Raw genomic sequence first — 21706 nt, forward strand, 5'->3', positions numbered from 1 at the left:
GCCTCGTCAGGTGGCTAATTGGACTAGCCACTGGGTCACTTGCAGTGAATCAGTGAACCAGGTCACTGTCAACCCCGACTATGGCGGCCGTCATGCCAATCGTCGGGCTATCGTGTGGTCCAGAGGAACAGAGAGTGAGTGACACAGTGGCTGAGCAAATTCGTCCGGTGGCCCGGCCCCGGCTGTACGAAGTCATCGTCGAACAGCTCTGCGAGCACATGGCCAACCGGGACATGAAGGCCGGCGAACGCCTGCCCCCGGAGCGTGAACTCGCAGCTCAGCTCGGAGTCAGCCGGGCGTCACTCAGTCAGGCCCTGGTGGCGCTCGAGGTGCAGGGCATCCTCTCGGTGCGACACGGCGACGGTGCGGTTCTGATCCGCCGCCCGGTCGGCGACTCGGCCATCCGCGCCCTGCGCGAGCACGCCGACCGACTGCCGGAGGTGATCGAGGCCCGTGAGGCACTCGAGGTGAAGCTGGCCGAGTTGGCCGCCGAACGTCGCAGCGACGCCGAGATGGCCGCCATCGACGACGCCCTGGCGATCATGGACATGGAGATCACCGAGGGCGAGCGCGGAGTGTCCGGTGACGAGCACTTCCATCGCGCGATCACCGCGGCCGCGCACTCTCCGCTGCTGGCCCGACTCATGGGTGAGATCGCCGAACTCGTCCGCGAGACGCGCATCGAGTCGCTCTCCCAGTCACAGCGTCCGCGCGCGTCACTCGAGGGGCACCGACGCATCGCAGAGGCGGTGCGCAGGCGCGATTCGATGGAAGCCGGTCGCGCCATGGCCGAACACATCCGCTTGGTATCAGACGTCGCCCTGCTCCGTGACGGGGACGGTAGCGACGCCTGAGCGTCACTCCGGAATTGGTTGTCGCCCTTGGCGTCTCGCACGAATCGCGATGAGGCCTCCCCCGATCACCAAGGCCATTCCGCCATAGGTGACCAACGTGGGCGGATGGTTCCAGATGAGCCAATCGGCGACCGCGGTGAACACGATGACGGAGTAGATGAACGGACCCAGCTTCTCGGCAGGGGCATGGCGGTAGGCCAGCACGATCAGTGTCTGCGACGACAACTGCGCCAACCCGAGGCCGATCAGCCAGCCCCAGGCCGCGGGCGGGATGGGCCGCCAGTCGAGCATCGCGATGGGCACCGACAGCAGCGTCGAGATCAGGAAGAAGTAGAACAGCACCCGGAGAATGGGTTCGGTGGCGCCGAGCCACCGCACCGACATCATCGCCACGGCCAGGAACAACGCGCCGGCGAAGGCGGCCAACTCGCCGACGTCGACGCGGTGGCCTTGGGGCTGCAACACCAGCACCACCCCCGCGAAACCGACGACCGCTCCGACCCACGTCGCGGTCGCCACCCGTTGGCGCGTCACCGCCCAGGCGATCAACGGCATCCACAGTGGGGCGCTGTACGTCAGCAGGGTGGCGTTGGCCAGTGGAATCCGCGCGATCGCGAAGAACAGCGCGTACCAGCAGGCGGTCCCGGTGACCGCCCGCAGCACGTGCAGACCGATCTTGCCGGTGCGCATCGACGACCAGCCACCGCGCGTCACCACCGGAATCACGAACATCAGACAGATCGCGTTCTGAAACAGCAGCAGCACGCCCGTCGAGGTGTACTGACCGGCCACCTTCGCCAGCGTGCCGACCATTGCCACGCAGAAGAAGGCTGCCGTGGTCAAAAGTGCGCCGAGAACCAGGTTTTCGGGTCTCCGACCCAAACTGGTCTCGGCGTCCGTCACCGGCGAGCCGCCTGCAGCGCAGCCGCGACGTCGGCTTGGGTCTCGGCGAGGAAGGTCTGGAACTCCTCGCCCACCATGAAGGTGGTGGTGAACTGGCTGCGCTCCGCGGTGTCCTTCCACGTCGGGGTGTCCACCATCTTGGCCAGCGCCTGGCGCCAGTACTCCACCGCGTAGACCGGCATGTCGGGCGGACCGTAGAGACCGCGCCAATTCGACAGCGTGACGTCGAGCCCCTGTTCCCGCGCGGTGGGCACGTCCAATCCGGGCAGCCGGTCCTCGGCAAGGACGCCGAGTCCCCTGAGCTCCCTGGTCTTCACCTGGCCGATGAACTCGCTGACCCCGCCGATGGCGATGCCGATCTCACCGCTGGCCAGCGCGGCACTCTGGTCGCCACCGCCTTCGTGGGTGACGTAGTGGATGGACGACGGATTGCCGCCGGCCGCGGACACCAGCAGGTCGAACGGAGCCTGGTCGTCGAGGGCGGCGCCGACCGCGACACGGGAGGGATCGGACTTGATGGCCGACATGACGTCACCGAGGTTCTGGTACGGGGCGTCGGATCGGGTGACGACCATGAAGTACTCGGTCATCAGGCGGGCGATCATCGTGACGTCGGCATAGCCGTACTTGGACGCGCCGCTGAGCTGATTGGTCATCATCGACAGCGACGTCACCGAGATCTGGTCGTCGTGGCCCCGGTAGTCGTCGACCATGGTGGCCAGGAAGTCCGCCCCGCTGTTACCCGGTCGATTCTGCACCGGGAGCGGCACGTCGACGATGCCCTCCTTCTGGACCGAATCCACCACCGCGCGGATGGTCAGGTCGAAGCCGCTTCCCGGCGAGGCGCCCGCGGTCATGTTCACCGGACCCGCGGGATACCCGTCGGCGGATGCGGAACCCTGACAACCCGTCACGAGCAGACACGCGGCAAGCACGGCGAAGAAGGCGGATCTTGGCGTCAACGGTGTTCTCCTGATGTGGGATTGGCAACCTCGGCCGGCTGGGCTCTGGCGTTCATGCGGTCGGTCTCGCGTTCCAGTACGGCGTTGAGCATCCGGGGTGCGACGACGTCGAGGGCGCGCAGCGCGAGCGCCTTGCGGGGCGCAATGCGGATCGGCCGGGTCTTGGCGGCGGTCACCAGCCACTGCGCGGCCTCCTCCGCCGAGAGCGCGGCGATGCCGTCGTACACCCGGGTTGGGGCGATCATCGGGGTGGCCACCAGGGGGTAGTACACCGTCGTGGAATGCACGCCGGCGTGACCCCACTCGGTGTCGACGACGCGACTCACCGCGCTCAGTGCGGCCTTGGATGCGTTGTAGGCGGCGAACATTGGTGACGACTCGGGCAGCACCCGCCACGTCGCGACGTTGACGATGTGGCCGTCACCGCGCTCCAACATCCCGGGGGCCACCCCGCGAATGAGTCTCAGCGGCGCGTAGTAGTTGAGCGCCATGACGCGTTCGACGTCATGCCACCGTTCCAGAGATTCGATCAGCGGCCGTCGAATGGACCTCGCCGCATTGTTGATCAGAATGTCAACGGGGCCAACGGCGTTCACGACCGCGTCTACTTGGTCCAGGTCGGACAGGTCGGCCGCCATTGCGGTGGCGCTTCCGCCACCGGCAGTGATCCTCTCGACGACGTCGGCCAACGCGTCCGCCCGACGGGCGACCGCGACGACCGTGGCGCCCTCTGCGGCGAACAGCTGCGCGGCAACCGCACCGATTCCCGACGACGCACCGGTGAGCAGCACCCGTTTGCCACGCAGATCGACCGCCGTCCGCGCGGGCCAGCGCGGCACCGGACGCATGCCGGCCAATCGCATGGCCCGCTTCAACTCGGGGATCACGGGGCGACGACTGCGAACACGTTGTCGTCTGTCATCGAGATGTCCGATCCCCCGCGGCGGCTACCTTGGGAAACAGTAGATGACGCGCGGCGGCAATTAGCGGTTGCGGGGAATTTGCCGCGTCCGTCCTACCCGCTCACACCTCGGCTCGGCCCCGCGACAGCCGCAATTCCTCGCCGCGTTCGACGTCCTGCTGCTCCTTGGCCTCGTTCTTGTCGATGAGGCGGGTGTCACGGGCGGGCAACTGGAGATCCTCCGCGGCAGACATCCCGGCTTGCAGTTGGCGGCCGCGCTCCAGCTCGGAGTCGAGTTCTGCGCCGAAGAGCAACGCCAGGTTGGTGATCCACAGCCACAGCAGGAAGACGATGACCCCGGCCAGCGTCCCGTAGGTCTTGTTGTAGCTGCTGAAGTTCGCCACGTAGAGACCAAAGCCCAACGAGGCCACGACCCACACCAGGATGGCCGCGGCGGCACCGACGCTCACCCACTTGAACTTGGGCTGTTCCACGTTGGGGGTGGCGTAGTAGAGGATGGCGACGACGAGGACGACCAAGACCAACAACGCCGGCCACCGTGCGACGTTCCAGACCGTGACCGCCGCCGACCCGACGCCGATGGTGTCCCCGATAGCCCGGGCGAGCGGCCCGCTGACGGCCAACAGGAACGCGGCCGCGGCGACCACCACGAGGCCGACGATGGTCAGAACCAGTTGCAGGGGACGCAGTTTCCACACCGGGCGGCCTTCGTCGATCTCGTAGATCCGGTTCATCGCCCGGCCGAACGCCCCGATGTAACCCGACGCCGACCACACTGCGCCGACGATGCCGATGGCCAACGTCAGCCCGGCTGTGGGCGACTGCACCAACTGCTCGATCGGCGCACGCAGGACGTCCACGGCTGACGACGGCCCCACCTCCCCCGCGATCTGCAGGATGGCGTCGGTCGTGGTCTTGCCCTGCCCGAAGACACCGAGCAGCGAGACCACCACGACCAGCGCAGGAAAGACAGACAGGACGGCGTAGTAGGTCAGTGCAGCCGCGAGGTCCGTGCATTGATCGGTCGAGAATTCCCGCAGCGTCTTGCGGATCACGAACCACAGCGACGGCTTCGTGAGATCGGTTGGCGAGTCGGGCTTCCGGGGATCGTCGGGGTCGGGACGCGGAGCCGCCTCATCGGATGGATGGGAAGGACCGCCCCCGTCGAACCCGTCACCCGGTTCGAGCCGTGCGACGGGCACCTCGCGGTGCGCGAGTTGCTTGCCCGCCGCCACTCTGGCAACCAGGACGCCGCCGACGACCGTTGCCGTCAGGTAGACCGCCTTGCTCAACGCGCCCATCTCACCGCACCCATCAAATGCACTCGGCGGCCGGCAGCAGGGTGGCCGCCATGTTTCGCTCCATCATCTTCAAGGCGGCCATGCCGAGCTCGGCGTCGATGTGGGCCACCGCATCCGGTGGCAGCACCACGTCGAAGTGCCGCACGTAGGCGTCCAGCGCGGTGTAGAGAATGCACTGCTCGGTCACCTGTCCGGTGATGACCACCCGCTCGGTGCCGAGCCGTCCCAGCAGGTATCCCAGCGGCGTCGAGTAAAACGCGCTGTGGCGCACCTTGGTCAGCATCCTGGTGTCCGGCGCAGGCACGACCGGCCCGACGAGATCCGGCCTTCGTCCGGCCATCGCTGCGTTGACGAGGTCGCGGTGGTCGGCGGTGAAGTCGCCGTAGTTGTCGTTGACGTAGACCACGTCGACGTCGTCGGTGTCGTGGGCGCGCTTCAGCAGCTGCGACAACGGATCGACGATCGGCTCCACGTTCGGAATGAGGAGGTCGGCATCGGGATGCTCGTAGGCGTTGAGCATGTCGACGACGAGAACGACTGTGCCACTCATGATCTAGGGCTTACCCCGGCCCGTCGGGCACAAACGGCGCCCCTGGCGGTGGGCGATCAGTCCTCCGTGGCGGTCGGGCTTTGGGCGGACTCCCATTTGGACTCCATCGACCGCTGCACGACGGCGTCACCGGGAAGCTCCACGTCGAAGGTCTGCCCGTCGTCGGTCTCGAGGGTCACGGTGAACGTCGCACCCTCGGCCGCGTCGCGAGCGTCGACGAAGACCACCTTGTACTGACGTTTCCCCGCGCGCTCGTCGCCGGGCACGTCCAAGGTGACGAGGTCACCGGGCGCGACCTCGTCGACTCGCGCGTCGTCGGAAATACCCGTCACGACAGCGACGTCCGAAGCGACGACTCGCCAACCGTCCAGCGCGACATCATGTGCGCGGCGAGTCGGTCCTCCACCACGTCGAAGGCACGCATGCCGAAGACCACGTCGGACTCCAGATGCGGCTCGCGCCTCACCAGGTCTGCGACCACGTCCGTGCGGACGATCTGTTCATGCACGGCGTCGGCCTCGACGTGCTCCCGGTAGAACCGAACGCAGGCCTCGGGTGCCTTCATCCGCCTCAGCGCGTCGACCAGCCGAGCCGACCCCGGCGACGAGGTGATCTCGGTGGCGGCGAAGTGGCCCACCGCGGCGCCTCGGAACTCCCGGTGCAGGCCGAACAGCGACATCACGTTCACCACGGCCAACGCCTCCGCGGGCACTTCGGTCAGATAGTGCAGGTAACGGGAGTCGAGTCCCGCGGCATCCAACAGGTCGCCGAAGAGCTGTTGATGCGCGTGATCGGCTCGGCCACCGCCGAATTCGTCGAACTCCACCGCCACGAAGGCCGCCTTCGCCGCCCCCGACAACCGAGGAATCGCCCACGCATGGGGGTCGCCCTCCTTGAGGTGGTAAATCGACCGATGCACGAAGTACTCCCGCATCTGTTCCCAGGTGCCCTCGTCGCGCAGGTGGTAGGACAGGCCGGTGCCTTCGACCGGCGTGGTCGACAGGTCGGCCATCTCCTGCTCGGCCGAGGCGTCGACGACCCCGATCTCCTGCTGCAGCGCCGACAGGAACGCGTCTTCGAGTCGGGCCCGGAGGTGCAGTACGCCCGGATCCCACTCCCAGCGCGGTTCGACGTCGGCGAATCCGCGGTAGTGGAGTTCGTAGCAAACGTAGAGGGCCAACTGCAGGTCGCGCCCCCACGGGGAGGAGTCGCCGACCGGCGCGTCGACGGGGATGAAGCTGCGTCGTGGCGCGCGGCACTTCAGGTGCGCAATGAGGGCACCGGAGAGAGGGCCGGCGGCGGTCGGCAGATCGGGCTCGAGATACGTGGCAGGTGACGTCACCTCGTTCGCATACCCGGTGTTGGAGTGCGTAAACGGCGTTTGTGCGCGTGCCGTGCGGGTAGGACCAACGAGGTGCCTCTCATCGGTTCCACCACGTGCGCCTCGTGAACGCTCCCCCGTCGCGAATCGTCGTCACCGGCGCGTCCGGCAACGTGGGCAGCGGGGTGTTGCGCGCCCTCGCACGCCGCATGCCCGAGGCCGAGATCGTCGGGGTGTGCCGTCGGCCACCAACGGTCGGGGAGATCTACGACGGCATTCGATGGCACGCAATCGACCTCTCCTCGCCGACCGCGACCGCCGAGTTGGCCCCCGCCATGGAATCCGCCGACGTAGTGGTGCACATCGCCCTGGCCGTGCAACCGGTCGACGACGAGGCCCATCTCTACCGGGCCAACGTCCTCGGCTCACGTGCGGTCCTCGATGCGATGGCGGCGGCCGGCGTGCCGCACTTGGTCTACGCCTCCAGCCTCGGGATCTACGCTCCCATCGCCACTGAGTCCGCAACTGAGTCCGCAACCGTGCCCGTCACGGAGGACTGGCCCGACACCGGCCAGCCCACCTCGGCCTACAGCAGGCACAAGGTCGTCGTCGAGCGGATGCTCGACGACTTCATCGAACGACACCCGGAAATCACCGTGGCCCGGTTCCGCCCGACCGTGGTCGTCCAGCGCCAGGCGGCCCACCTGATCAGGTCGCTCTACCTGGGGCCGCTCGTTCCCCGCGCCCTGTTCGGTCTGCTTCGTCGGCGACCGCTGCCCGCCGTGCCGCTACCCACCGGCATCGCACTGCAATTCGTCCATGCCGACGATGTCGGCGACCTGGTGACCCGGCTCATCGAGCGCCGTTCGCACGGTTCCTTCAACGTCGCGGCCGACGTCTTGGACGCCGATGGCATCGCCGGTCTCGTCGGTGGGCGCGCCGTCGCCGTCGACCCGCGATGGGTACGTGCCGCGGTCACGGTCTTGCATGCGCTTCGAATGGTGCCGCTGACGCCGGGCTGGTACGACGTCGCCACCAATACCCCTCTCATGGACACCTCCAGGGCGCGTGACGAATTGGACTGGGCACCGACGCGGTCGTCTGCCGAGAGCGCGTGGGAACTCATCAACGGGCTGGCTGACGGAGCCGTCGGCAGCAGTCCGGCGACGGGATGGACGCCGACCAATGGGAAGACGCTTCCCGCCACGGGATTTCGCAGAATTTCCGACCGCACCCACGACGTGAGCCTCCTGCTGTGGACCGCGTTGGCCGTTGCACGTGCGCTTGGGGTCGGCAAGACCGGCGCCCCGACGACCGCCGCGGTGGTGACCAATCTGGCCTCGGGGACTCCGATGGCCGCGCAGCGTGTGCTGGCCCGGCGTCGCGACCCCGTCGCCCTGCTCGCGCCCGTTGCCGTGGCCGTCGCCGTGGCAGCGACCCGGCACGGTGGCTGGGCCCCGGTCGTCGCGACCGGCGTCCTGAATGTGCTGAACGTCTCTGAACGACAACGCAATCGGGGTGTGTCCCATGGGTGACTCAGAAGTCGTCGTGGTGACCGGTGCGTCCAGCGGGATCGGCAGGGAGACCGCCATTCGTTACGCAGAGCGGCACGCGCGACTGGCGTTGGCGGCGCGATCGGAGGACGCACTGCTGCGGGTGGCCGGGGAATGCCGCTTGGCGGGCGCCGCCGACGTCGTCGTCCACGTGACGGACATCTCCGACTCCGCTCAGGTGGAGACGCTCTTCGAGGTCGCCATCGCCCGGTTCGGGCACGTCGACGTCGCCGTCCAGTGCGCGGCGATCACGGCCTTCGGGCGCTTCGAGGACGTCCCGGCGTCGGTCTTCGACAGGATCGTCGCCACCAATCTCGTCGGATCGGCCAACGTCGCACGGTCTGCGCTCCATCACTTCCACGACAGCGGTACCGGACATCTGGTGCTGATCGGTTCACTCCTGAGCACGGTCGCCGCCCCCTACCAGACCGCCTACGTGGCAACGAAGTTCGCCTTGCGCGGTCTGATTCGCGCCCTGCGACAAGAAAATCGGCACCTGCCGGGAATCAGGGTGCACGGCGTGTACCCCGGGCCCGTCGACACGCCGGTCTACGGCACTGCAGGCAACTACTTCGGCCGTACCCCTCGCGTGCCACCGACCGCGGTCACCTCCGCCACGGTCGTGACGGCGATCGTCCGAGCTACTGGTCGACGTCACTCGAGCGAGCGCCAGGTGGGGTGGTTCAACCGACCCGCCATCGTCGCCTACACGCTGCTGCCGGCCGTCTTCGACGCCCTGATCGGACCCCTCCTGCGGACGGTCGCCTTCACCGACGAGTCGTCGGAGGACACCGACGGGAACGCCTTCGACCAGTCACCCCAGGACCACGTCGCCCGGTGATTCGGTTCGGTGCGCCGGGGATCAGCGTGGTGCGTAGAGTCGGCCGTGCACCCGTGGCGGGTCCACGGGCGCGACATCCGACGAGCCGAAACGGACGGTCATGACTACAGCGGACGAGGTCGGAGCGGACGAAATCGACGACGCTCAGATCAGTGAGATCGTGGAGCAGGAGTTGGCCACCGCGGTCGCCGATCCCGATCCGGTGTTCGTCGTCTACATCGAGTACGACGGCAACGAGTACACCTCGGCCCACACCTCGCAGGCCGGCGCGGAGACCCGCGTTCAGGAGACGGCGTCGCAGTGGGGTTTCGCCGACGTCCTCGGCACCGATCAGCTGACCTACCGCATCACGAAGGTTCCGCTCGAAACACCCTGACCCCTCCGGCGTGTCTTGGACGACTCGCCGTGAGCTTGGTTGTGATCGACAGCTGGCGCATTCGAATTTGCTGGCCGTATCCGAAGCGTGACGATTCCTTCATCGAATTGCTCATGCGCGCGCATATCCCGAACCCACATGGCACCCCTACGATCAATTGACAACCATGTAATTTAGAAAGTCGGGGGCCATGCGTCAGGTGTTTCGGTGTGTTCTGGCAATGATCGGAGCCAGCACGCTCGTTGCTGCGATGCCGGTGGGCACCAGCATGGCGGCGGCCGCCGCACCCACCATCGCGTCGGTGCTTCCCGCAAGGGGCGAGGTGGTGGGCGTCGCCCACCCGGTGGTGATGACGTTCAGCACGCCGGTCGCCGACCGTCTCGCCACCGAGCGCTCCCTTGACGTGACGTCGTCTCCGGCGATGACGGGCACCTACGAATGGCTGAGTCCCACCTCGCTGCAATGGGTGCCCGACAGGTTCTGGCCGGCGCACAGCACCGTCGCGCTTTCGATGGGTCGCTTCAAGACCGAATTCGTCACGGGCGCCGAGGTCGTGGGCATCGCCGACCTGTCGGCGCACACGTTCACCGTCCGCATCGACGGCGTCGACTCGGGACCGCCGTCGACGGTTCCCACCCCGCACCACCGACCCCACTGGGGCGAGCCGGGTGTGCTACCAGCCTCGATGGGCAGAGCCGAGTATCCGACGCCGGTAGGCACGTACACCGTCCTCGGCAAGGAGCGGACGGTGTTCATGGATTCGAGCAGCGTGGGCATTCCCGTCAGCGCACCCGACGGATACCAAATGGACGTCGACTTCGCCGTGCGGATCACCAGCCGTGGCCTCTTCGTCCATTCCGCTCCGTGGGCGGTCAACTCCATGGGTTACGAGAACGTCAGCCATGGCTGCATCAACCTCAGCGCCGAGGACGCGGAGTGGTACTACAACACCGTCAACGTCGGCGACCCGGTGATCATTCAGGAGAACAGCATCGAAGTTCCGCGAGCGGTGACGCGGTGACCGCGGCGCGCGGGTTCACCGAGAGACGTCACCGTTTGGATACGACACGGCGTGGACGGGTCCTCGGTTCGAATTTGCTGCCGATAATTGACAGAGTCGTCGGTCGGCAGCAGCAGGGCGATTCGCCGCTTTACATCAAATGTGGAATGAGAACGAATATGAAGGAGTCGACGTCGATGACGATCTTGGATCGATTCAACATCGGGTTGGTAGGGGCCGTTGCTGGGTTGTGCGGGGTCGCCATGGCTGCGGGCCCCGTAGCGGCAGCTGCGCCATACAAAACCGGGGGTTACGACTGCGTCGCGCCGTCGGCGGGCGGCGCCGCTCCCGGCGCGGGCGGAGCGGTCTGCGCGCCGGAGACCGGCGCCATGGGCGGTATTCCCATGGGCCTGCCGGGCCCGCCGCCGCCGATCGCGCCGCCGCCCGTGGTGCCGCCGATCGCGCCGCCACCCGTCGTGCCGCCGCTCGTCCCGCCCCCCATCGTCCCGCCCATCGTTCCGGCCGCCGCACCATTGGCGCCGGCGGTTGGCGGCATGGGTGGACTTGGCGGATACGGCGGCAAGGGCGACCCGATCCTCCCGCCCGCCGCAGGTGCACCTGCGCCCGGTCAGCCGATCCTTCCGGGTCCGGCCGCCAGGGGCGCAAGCTAGCCGTTCGTCACCGACGGGTCGTGAACGCGCGCGCACTTGCCGCGCCGTTCACGACCCGTCGCGCGTATTGCGGAGGCCGAGCAATCGCCGGCCGGCCGCGATCAGCTGCTCGCGCAATGCATCGTCGTCGACGTCGCCGTAATCGGCGCCCACCGCCGACGCGAGCCCCGACATCACCATGACCGCCTTCACCTGGCCGCCAAGGCCAGGTTCGACATCGGCGAGCAGACTCATCTGGCGCCGCACCACCGCAGCCCACTCAGACCGCATCCGTAGGAGTTCGAGGACCCCCGGATCACCGCTGAGCAGCGGCACCAGTTCCCGGTTGCACGCGGCAAGGGTGGCGAATCCGACGATCAGGTGATCGGCTCGGGCGCGCGCGCCCCGACGTGCCTCGGCGGCCTCGACGAGCGCGGTCACCTCGGCCATGAGTGGTTCGATCACCGCGCCCAGAAGCTCCTCGCGCGTGCGGAAGTGGTGGTAGATCGCCGATTTCGTGAGCCCGAGCTCGTCGGAGATCATCTGCAGAGACGTTCCGGCGACGCTGTGCCGAGTGAACAACTCCACCGCCACCTCGACCAGACGCTGCCGCGTCGGACCAGCTTGCACTCCCTGCTGACTCACCCGCGTTGCCCTCACCGTCGACTGCCGACCATGGTACGTCAGCCGACCATCCGTACAGGAATGTACTGTACGTTTGGTCAGTAGATACCAATACGATTGGTCAGTCATCGACGACCGAAGACCCGTCCCGGACTCGACGCGAGGAGCGCACGTGCCGACACAGGATTCAACCCACGAGTGCACGCCTGCAACGACTTTCGGCGTGGACTCTCTCGACTTCTTTCACGACGAGGCACTGATCGCCGACCCATACCCCACCCTGGACCGCATGCGCACTGCGAGCCCCGTCCTGCGCGAACCGACATACGGCGTCATGGTCGTCACCGGTTACGACGAGGTGCTGGCCGTCGTCGGCGATCCCGACACGTTCTCGTCCTGCCACTCCGTGACCGGGCCAATCCCGGGATTCCCGGTTTCCCTCAACGGTCTCGACGACGCCGAGGTCAGCGCGCTCATCGAGGCTCACCGTGACGAGCTGCCCTTCAGCGATCAACTGCCCTCGTTCGATCCGCCGAAGCACACCGCCCACCGGTCGCTGCTCTCGCGGCTCATCACACCCAAGCGGCTCAAGCAGAACGAGGAGTTCATGTGGCGCCTCGCCGACCGGGTGCTCGACCCGTTGCTCGCCACCTGCGGCGGTGAAGTCATTGCGCAGGTGGCCAATCCGTTCGCGCTCCTCGTCGTCGCCGACCTGCTCGGCGTGCCGGAGGACGACCACGACGAACTCACCGCCGTCCTCACCGGAGACGTCGCATTGGGTAGCCCCGACGGCACCACCGTCATGGCGCACTCCCCGCTGGAGTATCTCTATTCGCGCTTCACCGGCTACATCGACGAGCGGCGCAAGACACCGCGCGGCGACGTGATGACCGAGATGGCGCTCGCCACGTTCCCCGACGGGTCTACGCCAGAGGTGATCGACGTCGTCCGAGTGGCCGCCAACCTGTTCTCCGCCGGCCAGGAGACCACCGTGCGGCTGTTGTCCTCGGCGCTCAAGGTGCTCGCCGAAGACCCTGCGCTGCAGGCGCGGCTGCGCACTGATCCCTCGGCGATTCCCAACTTCGTCGAGGAGACGCTGCGGTTCGAGAGTCCCATCAAGGGCGACTTCAGATTGGCCAGGTCCGCGACGACAGTCGGCGGAGTCGACGTTCCCGCCGGCACCACACTGATGGTCCACTACGGTGCGGCCAACCGGGATCCCCGTGTCTTCGACACACCCGGCGAATTCGACCCAGATCGACCGAATGCCCGGCGACACATCGGGTTCGGCCGGGGCATACACAGCTGCATCGGCGCGCCACTCGCGCGTGCCGAGGGCAACGTGTTGATCCGACGACTGCTCGAACGAACCACGGCAATCGCTCTCGACGACGAGGTCCACGGTCCCGCACACGACCGGCACTTCGACTACGTTCCGACCTACATCCTGCGCGGCCTCACCCAACTCCACGTCACAACCAACCCGACCGTACCTCGGGAGGCCACGACATGATGGTGATCGTCGACGACGACGCGTGCGCCGGCCACGGTGTCTGCGTCGCGGTGTGCCCGCAGGTGTTCGCGCTCACCGCCGACGGTTACGCCGAAGCCACCCGATCGGAGATTCCGCCTGAGCTGGAGGCCTCGGTGGTCGACGCGATCGGCAGTTGTCCAGAACACGCCATTACGACCACGAGAGGACCGTCCGATGTCGACTGACTTCAGCCGCAGGGACCGCGCAACGCTCGACTTGTCCGGCAAGGTGGTCGTCGTCGTGGGCGGGGGCCAGCAACCCGGGCCCGGCATGGGCAACGGACGCGCCATCTGCCTGCTCGCGGCGCGCCACGGCGCCGAAGTGGTCGTGGCGGACCGGAACCTGCTGGCCGCCAACGAAACCGTCGACCTGATCACCGCCGAGGGCGGCCGCGCCTACGCCGTCGCCGCGGACGTGTCCCAGAAACAGGACTGCGAACGCATCTTCGACGTCGCGACGTCGACGAGTGGTCGGGTGGACGGCATGGTGTACAGCGTCGCGGTCAATCCTCCGTTCGACCGCGCCACCAACTCGATGACCGTCGAGGACTTCAACTACGGCGTCAACGTCAACATGCTGGGGTGCTTTCACTGCAATCTGCTTGCCGCGCAATGCATGGAACGCAACGACGGCGACACCACCGGGAGCATCGTCAACGTCTCCTCGATTGCGAGCATGAAGAACGAACTTGGCCTGAACATCGGGATCATGCCCTACGCACTGGGCAAGTGCGGGCTCAACCAGATCACCGAGCTGACCGCGGTGCAGTACGCCGCCAGTGGGATCCGCGCCAACACGTTGATGCTCGGCCCGATCGACTCGGTGATCGGCAACCACGACTCCCAGTCGCTGTTCGACCTCGACGCCGACGCGGTGGCAGAGGCCTACGCGAAGGTGGTCAAGCTGAAGATGGGTCGAGCCACGGTGTGGGAGTCCGCCTATGCCGCGGTGTATCTCCTCGCCGACGAGTCCCGCTTCATGACAGGGCAGCAGATCCGCCTCGACGGCGGTGCCACGCTGGTGCGGTGAGCACGACTCACCGCTCGTCCGACCACCTGAAGACCGCGAGGCATCCGATCAGGCCGCCGACGCTCCATGCGGTCAGCACCAGGAAGATTCGCCAGTGCTCCCAGCTTCCTGCCGGCTCGAAGACGACCATCTCCGGCGGCAGGAGCACTGAGCGAAATCCCTGGGCCATCCACTTGATCGGGAAGATCGAGCCGATGGTCAGCATCCAGGCCGGCAGGACGACGAGCGGCACGTAGGTTCCCGAGATGAACTGCAGTGCCACCGACGGACCGTTGGTGATGACCGCGGCCGACACGGCGTTGCTGGCATAATTGCTGATGAAAATGCCCAGCAGGGAACAACTTACGGTGCCCAGCACGAAGACCCACGCCAACGTGAACCATCCGCCGGGATCACTGGGCAGGTGCAGGTTGAAGACGAACACCCCGACCGCAAGCAGGATCACGGCCTCGGCGAAGCTGACCACCGCAACCAAGGCGATCTTGCCGACGAAGTACGAGGTCGCGGTGGTCGGCGTCCCGCGGAGTCGCCTCAACCCGCCCGTGTCGCGGTCGGCGGCAATGCTGATGCCCAAGTTGATGAACGACGTCGACAGAATCCCGTAGGCCAGCATGCTGGCGGCGATCACCGATCCGGTGCTGGTACTGCTGCCCGGCAACGTCGTCGTGAAGATCGACCCCAGCAGGATGCAGATCACCGCGGGCATCGAGAACGTCAACGCCACCTGTTCGGGCCTGCGGTAGAACATCTTCAACTCGGGGACCACCCGCGACAGCCCGATCCGCAGCGCCGACGGCAACGGCGCCTCCGCCGCGGGGGCACGGTGCCGCGCCGCGACCTGGTCTCGGTCGACCGCCATCAGGCTTGGCCAATCAGGTGCAGGTAGGCGTCTTCCAGCGTGGGCCGGGTGATCGTCAACTCGGACAGCTCCGCGCCATCCTGGCTGCGGGACTTGACCAGATCGGTTGGCCGGTCGGTCTTCTCGACGTGCACCCCGTCGGCGTCGACCCAGCGCACCGTAGCCGCCGAGTTCACGTGACCCGTCAGCTTGGTCGGCGAGTCCACCGCAACCACCCTGCCGCCGACGATCACCGCGACCCGGTCGGCCAGCGCGGCGGCTTCCTCCAAGTAATGGGTGGTCAGCACGATGGTGGTGCCGTCGGCGGCCAACAGCCGAATGAGATCCCAGAACTGGCGCCTGGCCTCGGGGTCGAACCCCGTCGTCGGCTCGTCGAGGAACAACAGGTGGGGCATCCCGACGATGCCGAGCGCGACGTCGAGCCGACGCCGCTGGCCTCCCGACAGCGCCCGCACCCTCTTGCCTGCGACGGCGTCGAGCCCGACGAGTTCGAGCACCTCACCCGGACGGCGCACGGTGCCATAGCAGTTGGTGAACATCCGGACGGTCTCTGCGACGGTGAGCATGCCGGCGTCGCTGGCCTCCTGCAGGACGATGCCCACCTTGGCCCGCCAGCTGCGGCCCGCCGTCCCGGGGTCCTCCCCCAGTACCAGCACCTCGCCGGCGTCGCGCTTGCGGTTGCCCTCCAGGATCTCGATCGTGGTCGACTTGCCCGCGCCGTTGGGGCCGAGGATCGCGAAGATCTCGCCGTAGTCGACGTCGAGGTCCAGATCGCGAACCGCCGATATCCGCCGATAGGACTTGGCCAGACCCCGCACCCGCACCGCAGATGACTTGTCCGCCTGCGTCATCAGCGGCCCGGTTCCTGCTCGGCGGACTCGTCCTCGAGCTCGAGGAGCAGTCGTCGAAGGTCGTCCTCGGACAGCGCGTCGAGCAGCCCGTCGACCTCGTCGTCGGGCTGCTCGGTCGGCTCCTCGGCGATCGCGGTGTCCCCGCCGTGCAGCGAGTCGACCTCGGCGAGCACGCGAACGGCCAGCGAGTCCACGCTCACGCCGCGGAGGATTTCGAGCACCGGAAGGTCGATGGCGAAGGTCGTGTTGATCCGGATCCGGAAGTCCATGGCCATCATCGAGTCCAGGCCGACGTCGTCGAGGATGTCGTCGGGCTCGATGTCGTCGACGGCGCAGTCGAACACGCCGGCGACGGTGCGTCGCAGCTGGTCGGTGACCACGCCGAGCCGCTCGGGCTCGGGCAGGCCGGCGAGCAGATCGAGCATCGACGAGTTCGAGTCACCTTCGCCCAGTGGCACTTCGGTTGCCTCGAGTTCGGCGAACATCTTGGGCAACCCGGCGCTGAACCCGACCTGGCGGGCTCGACCCCAGTCGGCGGTGATCGCGATGACCTGTGGTGTCTTCTGGTTGATCAGGCGGTCGAGGATGCGGGCGCCCGCCGACGGGGTGATGAGCTCGATGCCTCGGTGCGCGTAGACCTTCTCCAGGTGCAGCTCCTCGACCATGCCCACCGACCACGGGCCCCACCCGATGGTGAGCGCCGGCAGCCCCTGCGCCTGACGGGAATGGGCGAACGCGTCGAGGAACGCGTTGGCGGCGGCGTAGTTGCCCTGCCCCGGCGACGCGATCGCCGACCCGGCAGAACCGAACATCACGAAGAACTCCAGATCGTGGTCCTTGAAGGTGTCGTGCAATGCCCGAGTTCCGATCATCTTGGGCGCCAACACCTTCGCGAAGTCGTCCTCGCTCATGTTCATCAGCAGTTGGTCGTGGACCGTGCCCGCGGCATGGATGATCCCGCGGACGGGCCTGCCGCCCTCGCGGACGTGGTCGGCCAACCACTCCTGCAGCTGCCCGACGTCGGTGACGTCGACGCTCGCGGTGCTCACCCGCGCCCCCAGTCGCTCGACGGCCCGGATCGCGTCGACTGTCGAGAAGTGGGGGTCATCCTCGGCCAGCGTCGACCACGTGTTCCGCGGGGGAACCGCACTCCGGCTCAGCAGCACGATGTGCCGGGCCCCGCGCTCGGCAAGGTAGGTCGCCACGGTGCGGCCAAGCGCACCGACGCCACCGGTGACGACGTAGGTCGCGTCCGGCGTCAGCGTCGTCGGGAACGCCTTCGTCAGGCTCTGGCTGACGCGGATTCGTGGCACCAAGACGTCGCCACCACGGACGGCGATCTGGTCCTCCGGATCCTGCGCGAGGACGTAGTCGACGACGCGCGAGGCGGTTTCGGCCACGTCGTCGGCATCGTCGACGTCGACCAGACCGCCCCACCGCTCGGCGAACTCGTGATGGCCGATGACTCGTCCGAGTCCCCAGACCGCGGCCCGGTCGGCGACGCACGAGGCGGTCCCCGGTGCCGCCTGCGCGTTGGCCGTCACCAGGTACAGCCGCGGTGCGACGGTGTCGTGCACGGCGAGTGCCTTGACCAGCCGCATGACGGTGAAGACGCCCACGTGCAGATTCGCGTCCGCGGTCGACGGGTCGCCGGGGTCTGCCACGACGTCGACCGGCCAGCAGTCGACGACGCCGGCGAGCTCGGCCTCACGGTCGAGATGCGCGGCGACGAGTTGCGACACCTGTTCGGCGCGTTGCGGATTCACCACGTATCCACCGTCGACCTCGGTCAGCTCGGCAACGCGACCGTGGGCCACCGTTCGCACGCGGTGACCACGACCGCGCAGGGTCTCGGCGACCGCGTTGCCGACGCCGCGTTCGTCGACGAGGACGAGCCAGGATTGATCCTCCACCGCGGACCCGACGGGGGTGTCGTCCTTCGCGACCCAGTGAATCTCGTAGAGACCCTTGTCGATGCGCTCGGGCGACATGCGCGACGAGGAGGTCAGCGATTCCACCGTGAAACCGTCGAAGACCGCGAGTGCCTCGCCGAGCTGGTTCCTGACGGTGATGTCGGCTTCGATGCGCTCCGTGGTCGCCGAGACGACCTGGACGTCCACCGACATCTTCGCTTCGGGCGGCGCGTACACGGCACTGTGCCGGATCCGGGACGGCAGAAACGGGTCGGACGGCGCGTCTTGGCCAAGAAGCATCGTGCCGAACAGTGTTTGGAACGCACCGTCGACGAGCGCGGGATGGAAGCGGTACGCGTCGAGTTGGTCGGCGATCGGTTCCGGCACGGCGAGCCGGGCCACCGACCAGTCGGCGCCGCCGACGATCTCGGTGACGGGGCGGAATGCCTCGCCGTATCCGAAGCCGAGGCCCTCGGTCCTGGCGTAGAACTCGTCTCCGGAGGTGGCGATCACCTCGTCGCCGCGGACGTCGTGGCGGCCGGGTGCCGTGGGCAGCGCGCGCAGTGCGGCGGTGGCGGTGATCGTCCACTTCACCTCCCCGTCGGGCGTCGCGGTGAACGCCGCGAACTCCACGGTGCCGGTGTCCTCGTTGAGCGTGGTCCGCATGATGGGATCGCATGTCTCGTCGAGGATCACCGCGCGAAGGAGCTCGAGATCGTCGACGGCGAGGTCGGTCCCGTAGTGCTCCTTCGCTGCGGCCAACGCCATCTCGACGTACACCGCCCCCGGCACGACGACGCTTCCCTGCACTCGGTGGTCGGCGAGGAACGGGAAGTGGGACGCGCTCAGTTCGGCTTCCCAGGAGGGACGCACGCCGCTGACCGGTTGGCCAAGCAGCGGATGTACCGGGTCGAAGTGCAGGTCTTCCGACGCCTCCGGTGTCTCGTTCCAGTAGCGCTTGTTCTGCCACGGGTAGGACGGCAGCTTCACCCGGTGCGCAGACCCCTTGGGCTGGACCGCGTTCCACGTCACGTCGTGGCCGTTGCAGTGCAGTGCGCCAAGGCAATTCAACAGCGTCCGGCCGTCGTCGTCGTTGCGGCGTTGGGTGGCTAGCACCAGCGCCTTCTCGGTTCCCGCGGTCTCGAAGATCGACGCCGCCAGCACGGGATGCGGCCCCAGCTCCACGAAGTGGGTGTAGCCGTCGTCGAGCATTCGGCGTAGGGCGGGCTCGAAGAGCACCGTGGCGCGGGTGTTCTGCCACCAGTACGCGGCACCGGCGGCGTACCCGTCGAGCCGCTCACCGGTGACCGTCGAGTACAGCGGAATCGTCGCCTGGCTGGAGGACAGCCCGTCGAAGGCGTCGAGGAGCTCGTCCTTCACCAGATCCATGTAGTGGGTGTGGTACGGAACCTTCACGGCGAGATGACGATTGAACACCTGGGCGTCGTCCAGCTGGCGGGCGACGTCGTCGAGCACGTCGGCGTCGCCGGCGATGGTCACCGCCGACGGACTGTTGATCGCGGCGATCGACACCCGTCGGGTGAACTCGTCGAGGGTCTTCTCGTCGACGGTGGTCATGAGCGTTTCGGCGTCGAGGCCGACGGCGAGCATGCGGCCCATCCCGCTGGTACGCTGCTGAAGCTGGCTGCGGTGGTAGATCACCCGTACGGCGTCCTCGAAACTCAGTAGCCCGGCCAGATGATGGGCGGCCACCTCGCCGGCACTGTGTCCGACCACCGCGTCGGGGCGAATTCCGAAGTGCTCGAGCTGCGCAGCCAGTGCGACCTGGATGGCGAAGTTGGCGGGTTGCGCGAACTCCGTCTCCCCCATCCGCGTGCTGGCCTCGTCGCGCCGAAGTTCCTCCAGCAGTGACCAGTCCGCGTACCGGGACAACTCGCGGTCGGTGCGCTCCATGCTTTCGGTGAAGACGTCGAACACGCCGATCAGCCCGCGGCACATCCCCCACCACTGGGGACCCATGCCGGTACAGACGAAGGCGAGCTTCGGCGCGGTGGGGTTCGTGCGTCCGGCGGAGATCTGGCCGCCGTCTGCGAGCGCTTGCAGCTGGTCGAGCGCGTCGGAGATTCCGTCGGCGATCAGGGTCTGGCGATGGTTGAGGTGCGCCCGTCGTTGTCCGAGGGTGTAGGCGAGGTCGGCCAGCGTGATCTCGGAATGGTCGCGAACGTGGTCGGCCAACTGGCGGGCCGTCGCCACCAGCGCCTCCTCGCTGCGCGCGGAGATCGGAATCACCGTCAACGATGGTGTCGCAGAGGGCTGTTCGTCAGCGGCCACGGCGAGGACCGGCGGTTCGGCGAGCACGACGTGGGCGTTGGTGCCGCCGAATCCGAACGAGTTGACCCCGGCGAGGCGCCGCTTGCTCTCGGGGAAGGGACGGCCCGTCGTCGGAATGTCGATGCCCAGCTCGGCGAGGTCGAGACCTCCACTGGGAGTGTGGAAGTGCAGGTTGGCGGGGACGAAGCCGTGCTTGAGCACCAACGCCGTCTTGATCAGGCCGGCCACCCCCGCACCCGCTTCGAGGTGTCCGATGTTGGTCTTGACCGACCCGATGAGCAGGGGTTCGGCCGCGGGTCGCCCCGAGGCGAGCGCGCTGGCCAGGGCGCGCATCTCGATGGGATCGCCGACTGGCGTTCCGGTTCCGTGCGCCTCGACGTAGCCGATCTCGGCGGGTTCGACGCCCGCCTTGTGCAGGGCGTCGACGATGGCGGCTTCCTGGGCCTCCTTGCGGGGCACGGTGATTCCGTCGGTGTGTCCGTCCTGCGACACCGCGGTGCCGAGAATCTGGGCGTAGACCTCGTCGCCGTCGTGCAGCGCCTGCGCGAGGGGTTTGATGACGACGACCGCGCCGCCCTCACCCCGTGCGTAGCCGTCGGCGGATTCGTCGAACGCCTTGCTGCGCCCGTCGGGGCTGAGGAACCCGCTCTTGGATTCGGCGATCGCGGTGTTGGGTCCCAGCATGACGTTCACGCCACCGGCGAGGGCAAGGTCGCATTCGCCGTTCCAGATGGCTTGCGCCGCCAGGTGAACCGCGACGAGTGAACTCGAACAGGCGGTGTCGATCGTCATGCTCGGCCCGCGGAAGTCGAAGGCGAACGAGATTCGGTTCGCCAACATCGTCATCATCATTCCGGTGGACGAGTGGGTCTTGAACCGGTAGCGACTGGTGCGACCCTGGTTCTGCAGGAGTTGGTAGTCCAGCGTGAAGCCGCCGATGAAGACGCCGACCTGGGCGCCCGCCAGCGAGTCGGCGGGGATGCCGCCGTCCTCCAGCGCCTCCCAGGTGGCCTGCAACAGGAGGCGCTGCTGCGGGTCGAGCAGGTGGGCTTCTCGCGGCGAGATGCCGAAGAACTGCGGGTCGAACTGGTCGACCTGGTCGAGGAAACCGCCCCGGCGGGTGACCATTTTGCCGACCTTGCCCGGATGGGGGTCGTGGAAGCGGGCGGCGTTCCAGCGCGATTCGGGCACGACGCGCGTGGCGTCGGTGCCGCTGCACAGCAGGTCCCAGTAACTCTCCGGGGAGTCGACGTCACCGGGCAGGCGGCATCCGATTCCGACGATCGCCAAGGGTTCGTGACCGCGTCGTTCAGTCAGCATGTCGTGTCCTTTGCCCCCACCATCTGTGTTGAATCACGAAAGGTTGCCCTG

20 protein-coding genes are annotated in these 21706 nt (G+C 67.4%); 9 read left to right on the top strand and 11 right to left on the bottom strand.

Features of this window, described 5'->3' with window-relative positions; all coding sequences use genetic code 11:
• Positions 1–146 precede the first annotated feature (146 nt).
• Complete coding sequence (locus ASD37_RS18230; protein WP_056555415.1) at positions 147–854, top strand: FadR/GntR family transcriptional regulator; 708 nt, start codon at positions 147–149, stop codon at positions 852–854.
• Between the two features lie 3 nt (positions 855–857).
• On the opposite strand, the gene ASD37_RS18235 is transcribed toward ASD37_RS18230, so the two are convergent.
• From ASD37_RS18235 to ASD37_RS18265, 7 genes are all read right to left on the bottom strand, one after another.
• Positions 858–1757, bottom strand: a complete 900-nt coding sequence (locus tag ASD37_RS18235) for a DMT family transporter (protein WP_056554270.1) — start codon at positions 1755–1757, stop codon at positions 858–860.
• A complete protein-coding gene (locus ASD37_RS18240) occupies positions 1754–2719 on the bottom strand; it encodes a tripartite tricarboxylate transporter substrate binding protein (protein WP_056554273.1) in 966 nt (321 codons plus the stop codon). Before ASD37_RS18240 ends, ASD37_RS18235 begins: the two co-directional genes overlap by 4 nt.
• Positions 2716–3606 (bottom strand): SDR family oxidoreductase, encoded by an 891-nt coding sequence (locus ASD37_RS18245; protein ID WP_082570231.1) that lies wholly within the window; start codon positions 3604–3606, stop codon positions 2716–2718. Before ASD37_RS18245 ends, ASD37_RS18240 begins: the two co-directional genes overlap by 4 nt.
• Before the next feature lie 136 nt (positions 3607–3742).
• A complete protein-coding gene (locus tag ASD37_RS18250) occupies positions 3743–4942 on the bottom strand; it encodes a YihY/virulence factor BrkB family protein (protein ID WP_235568458.1) in 1200 nt (399 codons plus the stop codon).
• A gap of 13 nt (positions 4943–4955) precedes the next feature.
• Positions 4956–5492, bottom strand: a complete 537-nt coding sequence (locus ASD37_RS18255) for a cysteine hydrolase family protein (RefSeq protein WP_056554275.1) — start codon at positions 5490–5492, stop codon at positions 4956–4958.
• A gap of 56 nt (positions 5493–5548) precedes the next feature.
• Positions 5549–5824: a hypothetical protein gene (locus tag ASD37_RS18260; RefSeq protein WP_056554278.1), complete on the bottom strand. Its 276-nt coding sequence runs from the start codon at positions 5822–5824 to the stop codon at positions 5549–5551.
• Complete coding sequence (locus ASD37_RS18265; protein WP_056554281.1) at positions 5821–6834, bottom strand: iron-containing redox enzyme family protein; 1014 nt, start codon at positions 6832–6834, stop codon at positions 5821–5823. The genes ASD37_RS18260 and ASD37_RS18265 overlap by 4 nt, the downstream gene beginning before the upstream one ends.
• 95 nt (positions 6835–6929) lie before the next feature.
• Here ASD37_RS18265 and ASD37_RS18270 point away from each other — a divergent pair, with 95 nt between their 5' ends.
• The 5 genes from ASD37_RS18270 (at position 6930) to ASD37_RS31015 (ending at position 11254) form a co-directional block, all read left to right on the top strand.
• Positions 6930–8348, top strand: coding sequence for an NAD-dependent epimerase/dehydratase family protein (locus tag ASD37_RS18270; RefSeq protein ID WP_235568459.1), 1419 nt, complete (start codon positions 6930–6932; stop codon positions 8346–8348).
• Positions 8341–9207: an SDR family oxidoreductase gene (locus ASD37_RS18275; RefSeq protein ID WP_056554284.1), complete on the top strand. Its 867-nt coding sequence runs from the start codon at positions 8341–8343 to the stop codon at positions 9205–9207. The genes ASD37_RS18270 and ASD37_RS18275 overlap by 8 nt, the downstream gene beginning before the upstream one ends.
• Positions 9208–9307: 100 nt before the next feature.
• Positions 9308–9583 carry a hypothetical protein gene (locus ASD37_RS18280; protein ID WP_056554287.1) on the top strand — a complete coding sequence of 92 codons (276 nt, stop codon included), beginning with the start codon at positions 9308–9310 and terminating at the stop codon, positions 9581–9583.
• 190 nt (positions 9584–9773) lie between these two features.
• Positions 9774–10604: a L,D-transpeptidase family protein gene (locus ASD37_RS18285; protein WP_056554290.1), complete on the top strand. Its 831-nt coding sequence runs from the start codon at positions 9774–9776 to the stop codon at positions 10602–10604.
• A 176-nt stretch (positions 10605–10780) separates the two neighbouring features.
• Positions 10781–11254, top strand: coding sequence for a hypothetical protein (locus tag ASD37_RS31015; protein ID WP_082570284.1), 474 nt, complete (start codon positions 10781–10783; stop codon positions 11252–11254).
• A gap of 48 nt (positions 11255–11302) precedes the next feature.
• Here the strand turns inward: ASD37_RS31015 and ASD37_RS18295 are convergent, their stop codons facing one another.
• Complete coding sequence (locus ASD37_RS18295; protein WP_056554296.1) at positions 11303–11878, bottom strand: TetR/AcrR family transcriptional regulator; 576 nt, start codon at positions 11876–11878, stop codon at positions 11303–11305.
• A gap of 268 nt (positions 11879–12146) precedes the next feature.
• Here ASD37_RS18295 and ASD37_RS18300 point away from each other — a divergent pair, with 268 nt between their 5' ends.
• From ASD37_RS18300 to ASD37_RS18310, 3 genes are read left to right on the top strand one after another with little or no spacing between them, the layout of a single operon-like run.
• Positions 12147–13370 (top strand): cytochrome P450, encoded by a 1224-nt coding sequence (locus ASD37_RS18300; RefSeq protein ID WP_082570285.1) that lies wholly within the window; start codon positions 12147–12149, stop codon positions 13368–13370.
• Positions 13367–13576 carry a ferredoxin gene (locus tag ASD37_RS18305; RefSeq protein ID WP_056554302.1) on the top strand — a complete coding sequence of 70 codons (210 nt, stop codon included), beginning with the start codon at positions 13367–13369 and terminating at the stop codon, positions 13574–13576. The genes ASD37_RS18300 and ASD37_RS18305 overlap by 4 nt, the downstream gene beginning before the upstream one ends.
• Entirely contained in the window at positions 13566–14420 is an 855-nt protein-coding gene (locus ASD37_RS18310) for an SDR family NAD(P)-dependent oxidoreductase (RefSeq protein WP_056554305.1), read from the top strand. Before ASD37_RS18305 ends, ASD37_RS18310 begins: the two co-directional genes overlap by 11 nt.
• A 7-nt stretch (positions 14421–14427) precedes the next feature.
• Here ASD37_RS18310 and ASD37_RS18315 read toward each other — a convergent pair whose 3' ends face one another.
• From ASD37_RS18315 to ASD37_RS18325, 3 genes are read right to left on the bottom strand one after another with little or no spacing between them, the layout of a single operon-like run.
• A complete protein-coding gene (locus tag ASD37_RS18315) occupies positions 14428–15279 on the bottom strand; it encodes an ABC transporter permease (protein ID WP_056554308.1) in 852 nt (283 codons plus the stop codon).
• A complete protein-coding gene (locus tag ASD37_RS18320) occupies positions 15279–16130 on the bottom strand; it encodes an ABC transporter ATP-binding protein (RefSeq protein ID WP_056554311.1) in 852 nt (283 codons plus the stop codon). The genes ASD37_RS18315 and ASD37_RS18320 overlap by 1 nt, the downstream gene beginning before the upstream one ends.
• On the bottom strand, positions 16130–21655 hold the full coding sequence (locus ASD37_RS18325) for a type I polyketide synthase (protein ID WP_056554314.1): 5526 nt from the start codon (positions 21653–21655) through the stop codon (positions 16130–16132). Before ASD37_RS18325 ends, ASD37_RS18320 begins: the two co-directional genes overlap by 1 nt.
• Positions 21656–21706: the final 51 nt, after the last annotated feature.

Source organism: Mycobacterium sp. Root135 (genome assembly GCF_001426545.1).
GTDB lineage: Bacteria > Actinomycetota > Actinomycetes > Mycobacteriales > Mycobacteriaceae > Mycobacterium.